The following is a 15,537-nucleotide window of genomic DNA, read 5'->3' as shown; positions in this document are numbered from 1 at the left end:
TTTCTAGAAAGTTATTTGCTACAGTCTTTTAACTGAATTACTAATTAAATATCTAGCTGGTCTATGAAGCAAGATGGCGTTTGGTGTATTAACCAAACACCATTATTAATGAATTCATTTCAAACTAGACTTACTACGGTTGTATAAGTTTCGATGAAGCTCTTTTAATAACAGAAAAATAGCCAGGTTCTAATGCATAGGGGTGAGCATCATAAAATCCTCGTCTTTTTAAGACTCGATGAAGTTTTTCAAGGTTATAAGCTGGCACCACTGGATAAAGATGGTGCTCACAGTGGTAGTTAATCTTATTGGGCGCAAACAGTAACTTTTCCCACCAGCTTGCTAGAGTGGTTCGTGTGGTTAGACGAACATCTTGGCCAGACAGTTGAGGCATGGCACCATGTTCCCCTATTTGACGTATACGCAAAATGAACGGATAGATAAACAAGTAGGCTATCCACCATAATCCATATAACCAGGGTTTATCGATCAAATAAAAAACACCAAAAAAGAGCGAATGAAAAATCAAGATCTGGCTAAAATTCTTAAGTGAGCACCAAAAAACTCCCTTCGATGTCAGTGTACTTTGATTTACCCCCATCGAAGATGCATTCCCGGCTCGACCTGTATTTACATACAGAAAAATGCCTAATAAAGACTTAAAACCCGATTGTCCGGTAAAATCTCGAATTAGCTTGCGAGTCATACTGGCCTTGGTAACTGGATAATTTTTAATATTCCCTACATCCGGATCGATATTTTCACCAGTTCTCGTATGATGAATAAAATGATATTTACGATAAAACGACATAGGAACCAATACAGGTACACCGCCCAGCCAGTGTCCAATCACACCATTCACCCATTGTCGTTTGAACATGGCACGATGAGAGCAGTCGTGCAGCAGCCCACCCAGCGACAACTGAGAACCACCTAACAGCAACACAGCTAGCAATAGGGTTATAGGGTTGGGAAAAATAGCTGCAAGAGTAAAAATGGCTGCAATAACCAGCCAGCATCTTACAAGATGAATAGTTGCCTTTATATTAGAAAGTTTGCGTAGAGCTGCCAGTTCTTCCTTATCAATGTATTCTTTTACCTCTTTAGCAGGTTGTGCGTTTTTCACTGCAGTCATCTTGCCTCCTTTCTATTGTTATTTTTCCACTAGAGTCATACCTTAAAGTCGATAAATTTCAACTTCTAATGACTGCTATTCTAAAATATAGATAAAAATTCCACTTGGCAGGCTGACTCATGAACCATGTTTCGTATTAAAATAAGCTGCCTGATTCTCTAAGGCCTGTTAACATTATATGAACAGTCACAATCCTTTGGGCTTTCTGCCCAGCTGTGTTACAAGTCATTTATGTAGAATGACTACACAGCATTCCTTGTGCCTTGCTGGACAAAAAAATAGCCTCCAGCAGTGGTGATTCAAATAGTGTTAACAGGTCCTAATCAGTCTTAAGTTATTAATCCAAGTTCAACTTGAAGGTACAAAACAAGTCTTGGTTAGTTTTCTAGATTATCTATATATTTTTATTTTTCAACGAACTTGACTTCTATAATTGCTCCGATACTGTTTGGTTGTGCCTCGATATAGCAAGAGTCTCCAGCTTTAAGCTGATACTCAACAGGGGTATATTTAGCAGAGTTGTCTGCCTTTTCTTCTGCTAGAATTCTTACTGCTTGACCATTAGCATTTGTTTTAGTGTAGCCAGGCAGATCAAAGCTAACTAAATAAGGCCCACTTATCATATTTGTTGCTTGACCATTTTGTGTTGTAGTATATCTGGTAGTAGAACCTTGTTTTCCTTTTAAATTTCTACATACTAAAGAAAAAGTGAGTTTATTATGTTCGTCGAGCCCAGTATCAGGAAGATACAAACCTTCTCGGAGATAGCATTCATTTAGGTTTTCATAGCCACTACTTTGGCAAAATTCTTTGCTATTTTCTATCATAAGTAGTTCATTAAGATAATTACTAAGGCCTTGATATATTGTTTCATTATTCAAATCAATAGAAATTTTTAATTGCTTTAATGTGACTGACGCTTCCACGACACCTGTAGTTGACTTAGGTGTTACCCACTTAACATTGACTTCAGTATTTGCATAAGTACCAGTAGTAATAAAACTTGTGACTAATATTAACTTTGAAAAATGGTTCATTAAAAACTCCAGTCAGCTAATTTATTTGAAATTTTATAGAAAGCTGTCAATATCTTTGCTCAAAAAAGAGCCTGTCAGCAATGCCATATTAATTGCTATTGATTTATTATTGCATTTATCCAGTCTGAAAATGCATTAACTTTTATATAAATCATTGCTTTGTCTTCTCCATAGGGGCGATGAAAACTTACTACACCATAGAGAGTATTAGTTTCAGGATTAAATAATGGGCCACCGCTATCACCAGGTCCTGTTACTGATTGGGCAGTATTAAAGTGACTGGAATTTGAATCCCTGATAGCACAAATTTGATTCTCACTTAAGTATCTTTCCACAGTGCCTTCAGTCATTTCATTTTCTAAGGCACTCAATAATTGTGTTTGTGATCCCAGTAGATTAAATATATAATGTGAGAATCCTGCCTTCATGTAACACTTGCCTTTGGTTGTGTGCTCTTCCCCATTAGAAAGACAATAATCTATAACCATATTTCTTACTTGCTCTTTTCCTTTTTCTTCACCTTCCTGCCTATTATCATCAAACTCCTTAGCTAGATGATTTTTAAGAGTTTTCAGCGGTGTCATATAGCTTAAGAATCGTGATGATTGTTCTTTATCCCTATCAACAATAGTTTGAGTTGCTAGTTTTTGAATGCAGTTATCATGGTCTAATACGACTACATCAAGTGATCTACGTTTTGAAACCCTATCAGAAAAAATTTTAGGATTAACAAAGTGCACTTCATTGCCTTCATGGTCGTTTGATGTTGTTATAAAAAAGTCCTGATCTGAACCCCAGCCTGTTACGCGAAGATGAGAACCTTGAAAAGCACTACTGTTATTTAATGATATAGTTTGATGGTCGTTTATAGCAGGTATTTTTACAAGTGCAATGTCGTAATCAAGGACACCTTTACTCCTATCTTGAACAAAGTCTTCACCAACATATTTGGCATCTTTTTTAAAATTTGGATGTATAATAATTTGTTGAGGAGCATACAGTTTAAGGATTTTGTTAGTATTTTCTTTATTTAGGTCAAAACTGCCTAAAGCTATTTTAAAGTCTTCTTTTTTTATTTTTCCTCCCTTAAAGCAATGAGCAGCCGTTAGAATCCATTCTTGGTTAATGAGTGTTCCACCACAGAAAACTCTTGTTGATACATCATCTTGTTTATTAGTAATCAATGTTGCTACCCATGGTAGCGATTCAGTTGACTCATATCCATCAACAATAGCGTTAGAAATAGAGGTGCCAAAAAATAAAGGTGATATACATGTAAGTATTTTAAATTTTAATCTCATGTTTATCTCTAATAATTTATAAGGTATTAAAAAGCACAATAAATTCTAATGTTGAGAGAATAATAAGTATATATTGACGAATAATTTACAATACATAAGCTTTACAATATTTACACTAGTAATGATTATCAGTTATATTTGACGTGATTTAATAATGACACATGCAATACTGTTTGATTAACTTTTTTAGTTATGGTGAACTATGCTTAAATGATCATCAATATACATGAAAGCTATTTATTCTATCGAATAAAAAAATACAACCAGTATATAAACAACCTATAATGCTTTCACCTTATTATATATAAAACCATTTTACAGTGGCTAACCTTCGTAATCATTATCAGGAATTCGGTTCATGATAAATAGTGTATCAACATCTACAACTTGCACTGTTCCTTTACTTAATGACGTTGTAACTCAGCCTAAAGACTCAGTACAAGCTGAGATTAGCGACTTTTGTGCCAACAGGTACAGTTTGGTATTCATGGGTTATTCAGGAAAAGGCTATAAAGACCCTGAGCACTTGGTGCAAATGTTAAATCAACTTTTAGATGAAGCGATTGAAAAACATGGTGGTGCTGATAAATTAGTGGTTTCTGCAGGTGCTACATCATGTGGTATTGGGATTGTTTATGAAATTGCCAAACAAAAAAATATTGCAACATTAGGTATTGTTTCTGCGCTTGCAGATGAGGCTGAGACATCAGGTTTTTGTGATAAAAAGGTATTTGTTCAGGCTGAGTCTTGGGAAGTAAAAGATCCCAATGGTAATTCATATACACTCTACCCAGCAACCCTAAAAGGGGAGATTTTTAAGCTGGGGGGAGGAGTTGTATCCGATTGTGAAATTGCTGAGGCAAGAGAAAAAAGATTAACCTATGAAGAAATTCCTTTTGAACCGGGTCCTACGATATAGCTAAGGTTTAGTCGTATGAATGGGTAGAATGACTCCTTTCAACAGCTCATTCTACCTATTAGGTATTTAATTGATATTACGTTTCTTGCTGTAAGCGCCCTTTATCAATTAAGAAGTCGATAAATACTCTTAGCCGTTTGGCTTTTTGGCTATTCTGAAGAAAATAAAGATATAAACCTGGGTAAGGCTGCCAATGCTTTTCCAATATTGGTATCAGTTTGCCAGAAGCTAATTTTTCTGAAATCATCGGAGTCACTATACGTCCAATACCCAAACCCTTTTCAGCCGCATCAACCATTAAATCAGTATCATTAACAATCATTCTGTTAGGCATGTCTACAATGATCTCTTGGCCCCGCTGTTGAAGAATCAGTGGGGCTAGCTGGTTTGAGGCAATAAAACGGTATTGAATTAATTTGTGCTGCTTTAGCTCATCTAGGGTTTTAGGCTTGCCATGCTTCTGAATATATTCCTTTGAAGCAAAAAGTGCCTCTTTCATCTGGGGGGTAATTTTTTTAGCAACCATGCCTGGTTCGATCCGATCTCCAAAGCGAATACCTAGATCTATACCTTCACTAATAATATTTATTGTTTCATCTGATACTGAAATTTCTAATTGGACTGCTGGGTAAAGCCTGCAAAATTCTGAATAGATTGGGCGCAGGAAAAACTGATAAGCAAATCTAGGCAAAGTTAGCCTTACTTTACCTGAAGGTATTTCACCAAGATTCTGAACACTTTCAAGCGCAAACTCTAATGTGTTTATAGATTCTGAGATTCGTTCATAGAGAAGCTTACCAGCATCAGTGAGGTCAATGCGTCTGGTACTACGGCTGAACAAGGGCAGTCCCAGATGACTCTCTAGTTGCTTTAGAGATTGGCTGACTGAAGGTGGTGCCATCTCCAGCTTTCTGGCAGCACCTCGAATGCTACCCTCTTTGACAATTGTCTGAAAAATTGTCAACTGATTGAAAGTCGTTCCTTTCATAACTTAGCTTTATTGTTTGAAATTACCTAACTATCTATTAGTTATTAATATACTAAAATTAATCAATAATCTAGCCTAGACTACAAGCACTGTTGCTATAGAGAGTTACCAAACGAAGTGGAGTGTTTATGAGCAAGGTGGTAGTGATATCTGGTCACCCTGATTTAGGGCAGTCAAACACTAATAGTGTGATACTTTCGCAGTTAAGCCAATTTATTGATGATGTTGAGATAAGGCGACTTGATATGCTTTATCCAGATTATCAAATAGATGTAGAGGGTGAACAAGAAGTCCTGTTAGGGGCAGACATCATTGTTCTACAGTTTCCATTTTACTGGTATTCAATACCTGCGTTATTAAAAAAATGGATGGATGATGTCTTTGCCTATAATTTTGCTTATGGCTCAAAAGGAGACAAATTAAAAGGTAAAGAGTTTATTCTATCTTTTACGGTCGGCGGCCCAGATGAGTCTTACAAACCACTTGGCTATAACCATTTCGCTATAGAGCAGCTGCTTCACCCTTTGGAGCAAACAGCCTATCTGTCCGGTATGAATTATCACACTCCAGTCTATACGCATAGCATGGTTTACATCCCTGATGTCTACAATACCTTGGAAGATGTGCAGCAGCGTGCTATGGAGCATGCATTAAAGTTAACCAATAAAATTAAAGCGATTAGCCATTCTACTGACAATGCTATTCGAAAATTTGTGAAAAACTGGTTTGAGGAATTTGACCAATTACCAGCTGAGTCTGATTTCTTCACCGCCGGTTTAACCGAAGATGTAAACTGGAAAATGCCTGATGGCCAGTTTAATGGACATGATGGTTTCTGCGAGTGGTACGAGATCGCAAAAGCTACCTTTAAACCAAATTGCGATCATCAAGTCGAGCAAATTGAAGTACATCAATTTGGTGATGACTATAAAGTTAATCTGCGAATCAGGTTGATAGCCGAAACATTTGAAGACTCACCAATGGAAGGGAATGAAGTCAATATGCTTGTTAATGAAGCATGGCTTGTACACCTAAATAAAGCAGGTGAAGTAAAAATATTTGATTATGACGTACAACTAGTAAGCGCCTAATCCAAGGGAGAACAGCAATGAAATCTATCCAGTTAAATACAACAGTAGGAACTCTGGCTGCTATAAGTTTGACCTGATTAGAGTCGCCGGTCATTGAAAGGTTAGTCAATTAACTTTATTGGCCAAATCAGAAATGGGCAATAGAGACATGCTTATTGAGGCAAGTAAGCTGGCCTCTCAAAGGTTGGATCAAAAACAGCAGCGCAAAATTAATTACTAATAGGATTAAACGTTGATGGAGAGAAATATGAAATCTTTAGCAACGTTCTTTTTTTGTATGAATGGTTACCTCCTCTGTAATCGCTGGTGAAAACAAACAGGCAATTAAAGATAGTGCCATTATTATTAACTTTTCCTTATGGTCTAAGCCAGCAAACCCAGTGGCTCTCCTTGGCAAGTAGGTAGCAGGAGTAATTTTTTCACTGATCATTGAATGTCTCTAGGTACTAGGGATAAGAGTTAAGAAACTATCATGCTAAATAAGTCACTCGTATATAGGTAATAAAGCAGTAGTTAAAAGAAGTCGTTACAAAAAATACTTTAGACAGCTTTTGGTCTTATAAAGATGTGGTAAATCAAAATTTGTTCTATGGTATACACTTCTGAGTTGTTTAATGGGAAGGGACATAACATAGCCACTTTCCTTTTATTAAATTAGTTAAAACATTATTGACCGAACAAAGTGTAGTTGTGATATACTTTTACTCAGTATGATCCCTTGTCTTTGATTTTTTCGTAAAGCTAAGCTTAACTTGGTAGTGAGCTACAGTATTAAATTAATGATATATTAAGGTGATTTATAAAGTACCATGCTAATTTTATTTATATTTACTTTTGTTGGAATCGCATTTTTTATTTGGGGTGTTCGTAATTTTTATAGAGCAAAAGAGGCTATAAGTTGGCCAAAAGTTCCTGCACATATCTTAACATGCGACCTCATCGAAGATTCTCATGATGATAAAAAAGTTTGGGAAGTAGAGCTGTGCTATCAATATGTAGTAAATAATTCAACCTTTACAGAAAAACGGCTTGCATTTGGTTATGGTGGCAGTGGTTTTTATGAAAAACACAAGGCTATTTATGATAAACTGCAGACATCAGACTCTCTACTGATTAAATATGATCCAAACCATCCTGAATATTCCACTGTTGTCACAGGGTTTACTCGATCAAATTTGGTTATATTGGTGTTTGGCTTTGTATGGATGTTCTGTTCAATATGTGGAACTGTTATGTATTTTCTTTTTAAATATGATTTTTCAATTCTTCATGGAATTAAAATGATTTCTCATTAACTAGGTTTGTTAAAAAATAGTTAAATTAAGGCTGTTTGTTTGTGGTTATCTGATCTTTATGGAGAAAATAATTTCAAAATTAGTTATTATATGTATGTTGTTTATTTTTAGCTGTATTGGAATATGGCTTGTTTACGACAAAATTCATGACTTCTATATGGGACAGCAGGCTCTTAATTGGAAAGAAACTCCAGGACTTATTGTAAAATGCACACTGACTGAAATTAAACATAAAGATGATGAAGGGGAAAAATTGACCTGGAAGGTTGAACTACAATATAAATATGTAGTAGATGGTTTCACTTATAAAAGAGAACGGCTTGCTTTTGGTTACAGTGATACTAGCTTTTATGATGTTCATAAACAAATTTATAAGAAGTTACAGACATCAGATAAGATATTAGTTAAATATGATCCAAACTATCCTGAAAATTCCGTTGTAGTGGCGGGGTTTAATATGTCTCAGTTAGAGGGTATATTGATATCCCTACTATTCATACTTTTTTTGATTATAGCGGTTGTGATAGAAATAATTTCCAAACGTGATTCTCTTCTTGTAGAAAAGATTAAAATGGTTTAATGAGAGTTTCAGATTAAACGCTTCTTCTATGTATATGTGTAGTTATAAAATTTTTTCGCTCTATATATGCTCGCCGGAGAGGTATAATCAGCTATAAAGGGCTTATAATGCTAATAAGAAACTTTTCGAATTATATACCTGCCATTAATCATTTTTAGCTGTAAAGATCAAATGGTATAAACTTGCAATGGAAGGAGGTATTCGGTGAGGTTGCCGAACAATGAAGCACCAGGAATATAAGTAGACGAAATGAGTAAGTAAAGAATATATTTCTATAGGTTGTAACTGGATTAAAGATATGAAATTTTTTAAAATTATTGTTTTAATATTATTTTTAGGTGGTATTTATCATTACTGGGATTCCTATAGGGATGAGCCAGACAGGTATAATTCTAATGCATTCATTCCAGTAGTAATGCCTAATGAAACAATACCAAATCATGTTATGATTTTGGCCCCTTTAAATTGTCCAGAGGAAGAAGGGCGTCGCGCACAGGAACTATCTGAACAATTAACTCAGTTAGGTATTCCAAATAAAATAATAGATTCAGTTAGCTTTCGTTCTACACAAGAGCAAAAAATTAAACAAACAGTAAAATTATTAAATAGTAAGGTGCCGGTTGTGCTTTTTAATGAACTAGGACAATCAAATCCATCGACTGATATGGTTGTAGCTACGTATGTAAGGTATAAAATGGGTTTAGATTCACCCTCCACATAATTATTATTTAAATCGGTAGTTGTTAGAGTGGTATTATGGGTGGTTAAATACAATGAAAATTTTAATATTTATATTCATGCTCATACCCTCCTTAGGATTTTCAGCAGGTGAAACTCCTGGAACATATACCTACTACCAATTTTCAAACGCCACCAGTGGTTTTGAATCTATTGATTTTGACATTAAAATAAATAAAGATGCAGGTTATTCGTCCAATATATTTTGGTCCAACCAATTTGGTATCGTTGGCAGCTCATCTGGTGCTTATACTGGTTTTCAAAGTAATGGAGGAAAGAAACGTACCTTTTTATTTTCTGTTTGGGATGCAGTGGAATCGAAAAAAGGATCGAAAGGAAGCTATTGCCTTAAATTTGAGGAAAGTAGTTTTGGTCAAGGCTGTCGTATTCATGTTGATTGGAGTGAAAATAATAAATACCAGTTTCATGTTGCCTATGAATATGACCACTGGTTAAGCGTCACAGTTACAAACTTAACGAAAGGGTCTTCTTTTAAAATAGGCAGTATCAAAACAAGAGGTGATAGAATATCTTCTGAAGGTATGTTTAATTGGACTGAGTATTCTGAATGGAATAATGACAGAACAACCTGCTTGGGACAGCCCTACAGTAAAGCCATTTTCTTTTTACCTCAAGGGACGTTGTCTGGAAAGAAATATGATGCAACAATTTCATCGACAAGTCTTAGTAGTATGTGTCAAAAATTTTCAAACGTTATTAGGACTAGAGAGGGTAGTGTTCATGAGAACGGGATTGGAAACTCTGAACGAGGCTCTGTCAAGAATGATAAATTTTGTCTGGATGTTGAAAAAGGCCTAGGAGAAAATAGAGCCGTTATTTTGTATCCCTGTCATGGCCGAGCAAATCAAAGCTGGGTATTTTCTAAAGCATCTTCTATTGAGACACCTCATAATTACTGTTTGACCAATAAAAATGGTATTAGGGTGACTACCTGTAACCATAGGGATAGGCGTAGTCAGTGGATTATTCGTGGTTCTAAAATAAAGAATAAGTTTACTGGTGCATGCCTAACAGGTAATGGTTATCATAAACAGGTTACCCTTAAGAGGTGTAATAATTCAGTGAGTCAGAAATGGAGTTTTCCGTGGTAGAGGAAAGGAATAAATTCTTTACAAAATACTTGCCTCAAGAATATATTTATAAAAAGTATTAATTGCCTGCTCGAATTTATCAATATTATTCTCAACAATTCCATAAAGGGCCGAGCAGGTATTTTCACTTTTTGGCAAATACTGTTTGCTTGCCTAAGAGAAACACGAAAAGAGAAAGAAAACTCAATATCTTGCAGCTTGCTTTTCCCCATTAGACACATCCACCCGAAGTAATAAATACCCCCCAAGCAGAAACAGCAATAATATCGACAGAATGCCGATTCTGTTGCTACCCGAAAGGATGGTTACCCAGCCTACAAGAATAGGGCCCAATACCGCAGCAAATTTACCCAGCATATTATAGAAACCGAAGAACTCGGCAGTTTGCTTGACTGGAATCAAACGACTATATAGCGAGCGGCTAAGTGCCTGAACACCTCCTTGGACTAATCCAATGACTCCTGCCAGTAGATAAAACTGCCAGGCTGAGTGCATCCAGATACTGTAAAGCGTCACCATTATATAAACGGTAAGTGCCAACAATATGGCTGTGCGAGGACTGTATCGTTCACCGATCCTGCCAAACACCAGGGCGGCGGGAAACCCTATGAACTGGGTCAACAACAGAGCGGTGATCAAATCATTGGAATCTAGACCAATGGCAAGCCCATAATCTACTGCCATCCGAATAATGGTATCAACACCATCGATATATAACCAATATGCAATTAGAAATCGATAAGTTTGCGGCAATTGATGTATTTTTCTCAATGTCTGCCGTAACTGTTTAAACCCGCCAGTTAATGACTTTAGCGGTGTCGATAGAGTTTGGTTAGTCTCTTTAACAAACAGCCACAAGGGCATACTAAACAGTATCCACCAAAGTGCTGTCAGCAAAAATGCCAACTGTACTGCATCGGCGCTATTTGCCAAACCAAAGACCTCTGGTTTTAGAGTCATCCACACGTTCATCGTGAATAGCAGCCCGCCCCCCAAATATCCGAGGGCAAAGCCCAAGGCCGAAACCCTATCCAACCAGTCGCTCGGTGAGACGATTGGCAATAGTGCATCGTAGAATAGGTTGGCGCTAGAAAACCCAATCAATGCACAGACATATAAGGCAGCAGCCACCTGCCACTCTCCCTTTTCCACCCAGTACAGCCCACCAGTCATTACCGCACCGAAACAGGCAAACAACAACAGTAATCCTTTACGTCTTCCCAGTTGATCGGCAATTACTCCGAGGATAGGAGACATCGCCACTACTATCAGGCTGGCTACAGAATTGATCATGCCGAGTTGATAGGTGCTCTCTGTCACTGGCACACCCGATGACCAGAACTGCTTGAAGAAAATCGGGAAAAAGCCTGCCATAACCACTGTTGCAAAGGCACTGTTGGCCCAGTCATATAGTGCCCAGGACCAGATCGATTTCCTATTGGCGTTACTCATGGCTATTTATGTTTGCTTATGATTGTTAAGCTATGGATATAAACAGTTTAAACGCCTTAATCACTTTTCCCCATATTGCACTTTAAGTCTTCTTAACCCCTTTTTTGCCAAATATTTCAGAATCGTTCAATCAGCATGAACATTTTTGTTTCCCCTTGGTAGGCATGCATAAATCAAAAAGATAATAGTTAAGGCTTAGGAAGTATTAAAAAAATAAAAAACGGATTAAATAATTTTTTCTTAAAAAACTCAGGATCAAGAGTTAATAAGTCAAAACAATGTCCCCTCATAGCAGAGAGGGGCAATTTGTTAAGGCGCTATTTTTTTACTGTACTTTTAGTTCTAACATTTCAGCAGTACCAAATACCTGGTATATGTCTTTAGTTAATGCAGCCAATTGCTGGTTGTAGGCTTCAATCGGCTCTCCCATTCCCATCTTGTCAACAACCGTTCGGAATGGTCGTGAACCAGGGGCTGTAGCAATCACTTTAGCAACAGCATCTGCAACTATTTGAGGGTTCTGTGCTGGGTTGGCTGCCAATGCCTGCTCAAACCCTTCTAAAGCGGCTTTTGGTGCGTTAGCCATATCACCATAATTGTTTAGACGCTCTGTATCTGACGGTTTAATTAGTCGACCAATAAACTCCGTTGGAAAACCGCCAGGCTCAATAATGGCTACATCGATACCAAAGCTTGACAGCTCTGTTCGATAGTTTTCTGATAAAGCTTCAACTGCCCATTTTGTAGCATTATAAGGTCCATAAAACGGAATAGTCATACGCCCAAGCAGGCTTGATACATTAAGAACTAAGCCTGAATGGCGCTGATGAAAATGCGGTAATACAGCACGGATCATTCTGTTTAATCCAAATACGTTTATCTCAAAGACTGCTTTTAAATCATCGGTTGAGAAGCTTTCTTGTATTCCATGAACCCCAATACCGGCGTTATTTACTAACACGTCGATATGTCCTGCTTGTTCAATTGCGGAAGCGACCCCAGCGATAACACTGTTTTCGTCAGTTACATCAATATTAACAATTAACCCGCCCAAGCTTTTGATTTCACTAGCAACTTGACTATTTCTTCCTTCTGGGTCTCGCATTGAAGCGATGACATTATGGCCTTGCTGTAAAAGTAACTTTGTTGTTAGTAAGCCAAAACCACTATTAGAACCTGTGATTAAGATGTTTTGCTTCATGATTAAGCCTCCAAACTGGTATCTGTTGTTGAATTGATGATAAGTAGTTTAGTCTTATAAATTATTAGAACAATATATGGATTTTAAACTTATGGTTCGTAAATTAAGAACAATGACCTTCATGGAGTTAATCATTTTTCAGGAGGTCGTTCGTTGTGGAGGCATTACTGCTGCAAGTATCAAACTCGACATTGCAAAATCTGCTGTTAGCACCCAATTAAGTCGGTTAGAAAGTAGACTAGGGGTAAAATTGTTGGAGCGAAGCTCACGAAGAATGACGATGACGGTTGAAGGTCAACAACTTCTGCCAAAAGTTGAATCGCTAATCGCAGAGGGTGAGTTATTGCTTCAGTATGCGGAAACCAAAAGCAAAGAACCGAGTGGTCAGGTTCGAATCGCTCTCACCTTGGATTTTGGCCAACTAGTTGTGGCTAATTTCTTTCCTCAAGTGACCAAGCTATACCCAAAAATTACTTTGGGCTGTAAATTCAGTTACCAGTTTGAGGATATGCAAGACACAGCATTTGATCTGGGTGTGAGGATAGGAAAAGTTAACGATGAAAACCTTGTTGCGCATAAGCTAGGGGAGATTAGGCGGGTATTAGTTGCAGGTAAAAAATATATACAACAGCACCCAGTTTTTGTACCAGAAGATTTAAAAAAACTAAATTGTATGATTTTTTCAAGTAGTAATACCTCTCGCACCTGGTCCTTAATTTCTTGTGAAGATGGGGTAACTGAAGCATCGTTGGATGTTAGTGGTGATGTTGCTGTGCAAAGCTTCAGTACCTTGGTTGAGTTGTGCATGTCCAATCAAGGGGTAGCATATGTACCTTATTTTTTGGTTAAAGAGCATATAGCTTCTGGGAAACTAAAGCATATCTTACCTCTTTGGCAAAGTAAGACCTCAAATGTTTATCTAGTTTATAGGTTTGGTGCTGACAAAATTCATCGGATAAAAGCCGTTATTGACTGTGCGAAAAAGTATTTGCCCTCGCTCATTTGTTGAAACCTGCTAGAACGGCATAGCCTATCTTCTACAACCAAGTTGCCAGTTACCCGCCAATAGGGCACCTCTATATTGGTGCCCTATAATATAGAGGTAGGATCTGCGGGATAATGCTTTATGAGATATAGACTGCTGCTTATATTTTGGATGATTATATCTCCTAAAGTACTAGGTGAAGAAATAATTCGTATTGCTAGTGGAGAATGGCCGCCATTTTTATCTCAGCACTACAATGAATATGGTGCAGGGTCGCATATAGTGACTGAAGCGTTTGCGTTAGAAGGAATTAAGGTGGCCTATATTTTTTATCCTTGGAAGCGGTCTATGGAAACGGCTAGGGATGGTAATGTTGATGCTACTTTGCTGTGGTCAAAAAATGAGGAAAGAGCAAAGCACTTTTTATTCAGTGATCCTGTTTTAACATTGCGCCATGTGTTTTTTCATCGAAAGGATTTGCAATTTGATTGGAGAGATATAGATGATTTGAAGCAATACAAAATAGGAGTGACTCGTGGCTATTTTTATGGTGAGCAAATACAAGAAGCTATTGAAAATAGTTTGATAGACACGGAGGTAGGGAATACAGATATAATTAATTTTAAAAAACTCATTGCAAATCGAATACAGCTATTTATTGTTGAGCCTGAAGTAGGCTATGAGTTATTAGCAAAAAACTTTTCTGAAAGTGATCGGAAGCTATTAACTAACCATCATAGAGCAATTCAAGAACGGCAGTGGCATTTATTAATATCAAATAAAGTTTCTCAAGCAGAAGAGTGGCTAGAAAGATTTAATAAGGGGTTGGCCAAGTTAAAAAGCCAAGGAACTATCGATAAAATAATGGAAGATGTCATAATGGGGCAGTACTCAGAAAAGTCACTGGCTGTATCTCCAGCTAAAAGCAAGCCATTTATCATTGTGGGTGATAGCCTTCATCCTCCTTTTTCTTACCTGGATAATGGTGTTCCTAAAGGGATTTATATGGAAATCATCAAGCAAGCATTTAAAAGAATGGGACGTGAAGATATTACAATCGAGCTAATGCCCTGGAAACGGGCGTTACATATGGTTAAATCAGGTAAAGCCGAAGGTATTTTTCCACCCCATTATTTTCCTGCCAAGCGACCATTTTTAGGGTATTACTCTGTTCCCATTATGCAGGAAATATCTACGGTATTCTGCAATGCTAAAAACTTAATGAAAATAGGGATAAACTTTAAACAACTAAAAACTTGGCCTGATGATTTGAAGCATGCCAGATTTGTATTGAGTTTGGGAGTGCTTATGGGAGGTGATAAATTTTGGCAAGGAGTTAATAGCAATGCAATTAATGCAACCAAGGTTTCTGGGCCTGAAGATGCTATTCGTAAGATTACTCCTGGCAAGCTAGACTGCCATATTAACGATCGTGTAACAATACAGTGGTATTTGAAAGCACTAAAAAATAAATATCCTAGTATAGCAATTGAAGATATTATGGAGGTTTTTCAAATTGAAGTAGAGGCTGGTTATCTTGCCCTTTCTGCAGGCTTTTCAAACAACGATGCGAAATCCTTTCTTGAAAAATTTAATTCAGAAATACAAAGTATGAAAGAAGAGGGGGTAATACAGCAAATTATTGATAGGAATATATCTAATGCTAAACTGCCACTATCGAATTTTTAATTATAAGAGTGGCT

15 protein-coding genes are annotated in these 15,537 nt (G+C 37.1%); 8 read left to right on the top strand and 7 right to left on the bottom strand.

The genetic code is table 11. The features are described 5' to 3' along the window. Positions 1–133: 133 nt before the first annotated feature. From ORQ98_RS11035 to ORQ98_RS11025, 3 genes are all read right to left on the bottom strand, one after another. Entirely contained in the window at positions 134–1,135 is a 1,002-nt protein-coding gene (locus tag ORQ98_RS11035) for a fatty acid desaturase family protein (protein ID WP_274688862.1), read from the bottom strand. Positions 1,136–1,539: 404 nt separating this feature from the next. Further along, positions 1,540–2,172, bottom strand: coding sequence for a hypothetical protein (locus tag ORQ98_RS11030; RefSeq protein WP_274688861.1), 633 nt, complete (start codon positions 2,170–2,172; stop codon positions 1,540–1,542). A 95-nt stretch (positions 2,173–2,267) separates the two neighbouring features. Next, the gene (locus ORQ98_RS11025) at positions 2,268–3,473 is read right to left on the bottom strand and encodes a trypsin-like serine protease (RefSeq protein WP_274688860.1); all 1,206 of its coding nucleotides are present in this window, start codon (positions 3,471–3,473) and stop codon (positions 2,268–2,270) included. A 535-nt stretch (positions 3,474–4,008) separates the two neighbouring features. Here ORQ98_RS11025 and ORQ98_RS11020 point away from each other — a divergent pair. Next, the gene (locus tag ORQ98_RS11020) at positions 4,009–4,392 is read left to right on the top strand and encodes a hypothetical protein (protein ID WP_274688859.1); all 384 of its coding nucleotides are present in this window, start codon (positions 4,009–4,011) and stop codon (positions 4,390–4,392) included. A gap of 76 nt (positions 4,393–4,468) precedes the next feature. On the opposite strand, the gene ORQ98_RS11015 is transcribed toward ORQ98_RS11020, so the two are convergent. Next, positions 4,469–5,380 carry a LysR family transcriptional regulator gene (locus ORQ98_RS11015; protein ID WP_274688858.1) on the bottom strand — a complete coding sequence of 304 codons (912 nt, stop codon included), beginning with the start codon at positions 5,378–5,380 and terminating at the stop codon, positions 4,469–4,471. A gap of 128 nt (positions 5,381–5,508) precedes the next feature. Between ORQ98_RS11015 and ORQ98_RS11010 the strand changes: the two genes are divergently transcribed. After that, the gene (locus ORQ98_RS11010) at positions 5,509–6,471 is read left to right on the top strand and encodes an NAD(P)H-dependent oxidoreductase (protein WP_274688857.1); all 963 of its coding nucleotides are present in this window, start codon (positions 5,509–5,511) and stop codon (positions 6,469–6,471) included. A 256-nt stretch (positions 6,472–6,727) separates the two neighbouring features. Here ORQ98_RS11010 and ORQ98_RS11005 read toward each other — a convergent pair whose 3' ends face one another. After that, on the bottom strand, positions 6,728–6,901 hold the full coding sequence (locus tag ORQ98_RS11005; protein ID WP_274688856.1) for a hypothetical protein: 174 nt from the start codon (positions 6,899–6,901) through the stop codon (positions 6,728–6,730). A gap of 379 nt (positions 6,902–7,280) precedes the next feature. Between ORQ98_RS11005 and ORQ98_RS11000 the strand changes: the two genes are divergently transcribed. From ORQ98_RS11000 to ORQ98_RS10985, 4 genes are all read left to right on the top strand, one after another. Continuing rightward, complete coding sequence (locus ORQ98_RS11000; protein ID WP_274688855.1) at positions 7,281–7,766, top strand: DUF3592 domain-containing protein; 486 nt, start codon at positions 7,281–7,283, stop codon at positions 7,764–7,766. Between the two features lie 58 nt (positions 7,767–7,824). Next, positions 7,825–8,346: a DUF3592 domain-containing protein gene (locus ORQ98_RS10995; protein WP_274688854.1), complete on the top strand. Its 522-nt coding sequence runs from the start codon at positions 7,825–7,827 to the stop codon at positions 8,344–8,346. Positions 8,347–8,644: 298 nt separating this feature from the next. Next, a complete protein-coding gene (locus ORQ98_RS10990; RefSeq protein WP_274688853.1) occupies positions 8,645–9,067 on the top strand; it encodes a hypothetical protein in 423 nt (140 codons plus the stop codon). A gap of 52 nt (positions 9,068–9,119) precedes the next feature. Next, positions 9,120–10,196: an RICIN domain-containing protein gene (locus ORQ98_RS10985; protein ID WP_274688852.1), complete on the top strand. Its 1,077-nt coding sequence runs from the start codon at positions 9,120–9,122 to the stop codon at positions 10,194–10,196. Between the two features lie 183 nt (positions 10,197–10,379). On the opposite strand, the gene ORQ98_RS10980 is transcribed toward ORQ98_RS10985, so the two are convergent. Beyond that, positions 10,380–11,648 (bottom strand): MFS transporter, encoded by a 1,269-nt coding sequence (locus tag ORQ98_RS10980; protein WP_274688851.1) that lies wholly within the window; start codon positions 11,646–11,648, stop codon positions 10,380–10,382. 325 nt (positions 11,649–11,973) lie between these two features. Then, positions 11,974–12,849 carry an SDR family oxidoreductase gene (locus ORQ98_RS10975; protein WP_274688850.1) on the bottom strand — a complete coding sequence of 292 codons (876 nt, stop codon included), beginning with the start codon at positions 12,847–12,849 and terminating at the stop codon, positions 11,974–11,976. Between the two features lie 76 nt (positions 12,850–12,925). On the opposite strand from ORQ98_RS10975, the gene ORQ98_RS10970 reads away from it, so the two are divergent. Continuing rightward, entirely contained in the window at positions 12,926–13,858 is a 933-nt protein-coding gene (locus tag ORQ98_RS10970; protein WP_274688849.1) for a LysR family transcriptional regulator, read from the top strand. 117 nt (positions 13,859–13,975) lie between these two features. Then, positions 13,976–15,523, top strand: a complete 1,548-nt coding sequence (locus ORQ98_RS10965; RefSeq protein ID WP_274688848.1) for a substrate-binding periplasmic protein — start codon at positions 13,976–13,978, stop codon at positions 15,521–15,523. The last annotated feature ends 14 nt before the right edge of the window (positions 15,524–15,537 follow it).

It is taken from the genome of Spartinivicinus poritis (genome assembly GCF_028858535.1).
Taxonomy (GTDB): Bacteria; Pseudomonadota; Gammaproteobacteria; order Pseudomonadales; family Zooshikellaceae; genus Spartinivicinus; species Spartinivicinus poritis.
This window is presented reverse-complemented; position numbering and strand designations above follow the sequence as displayed.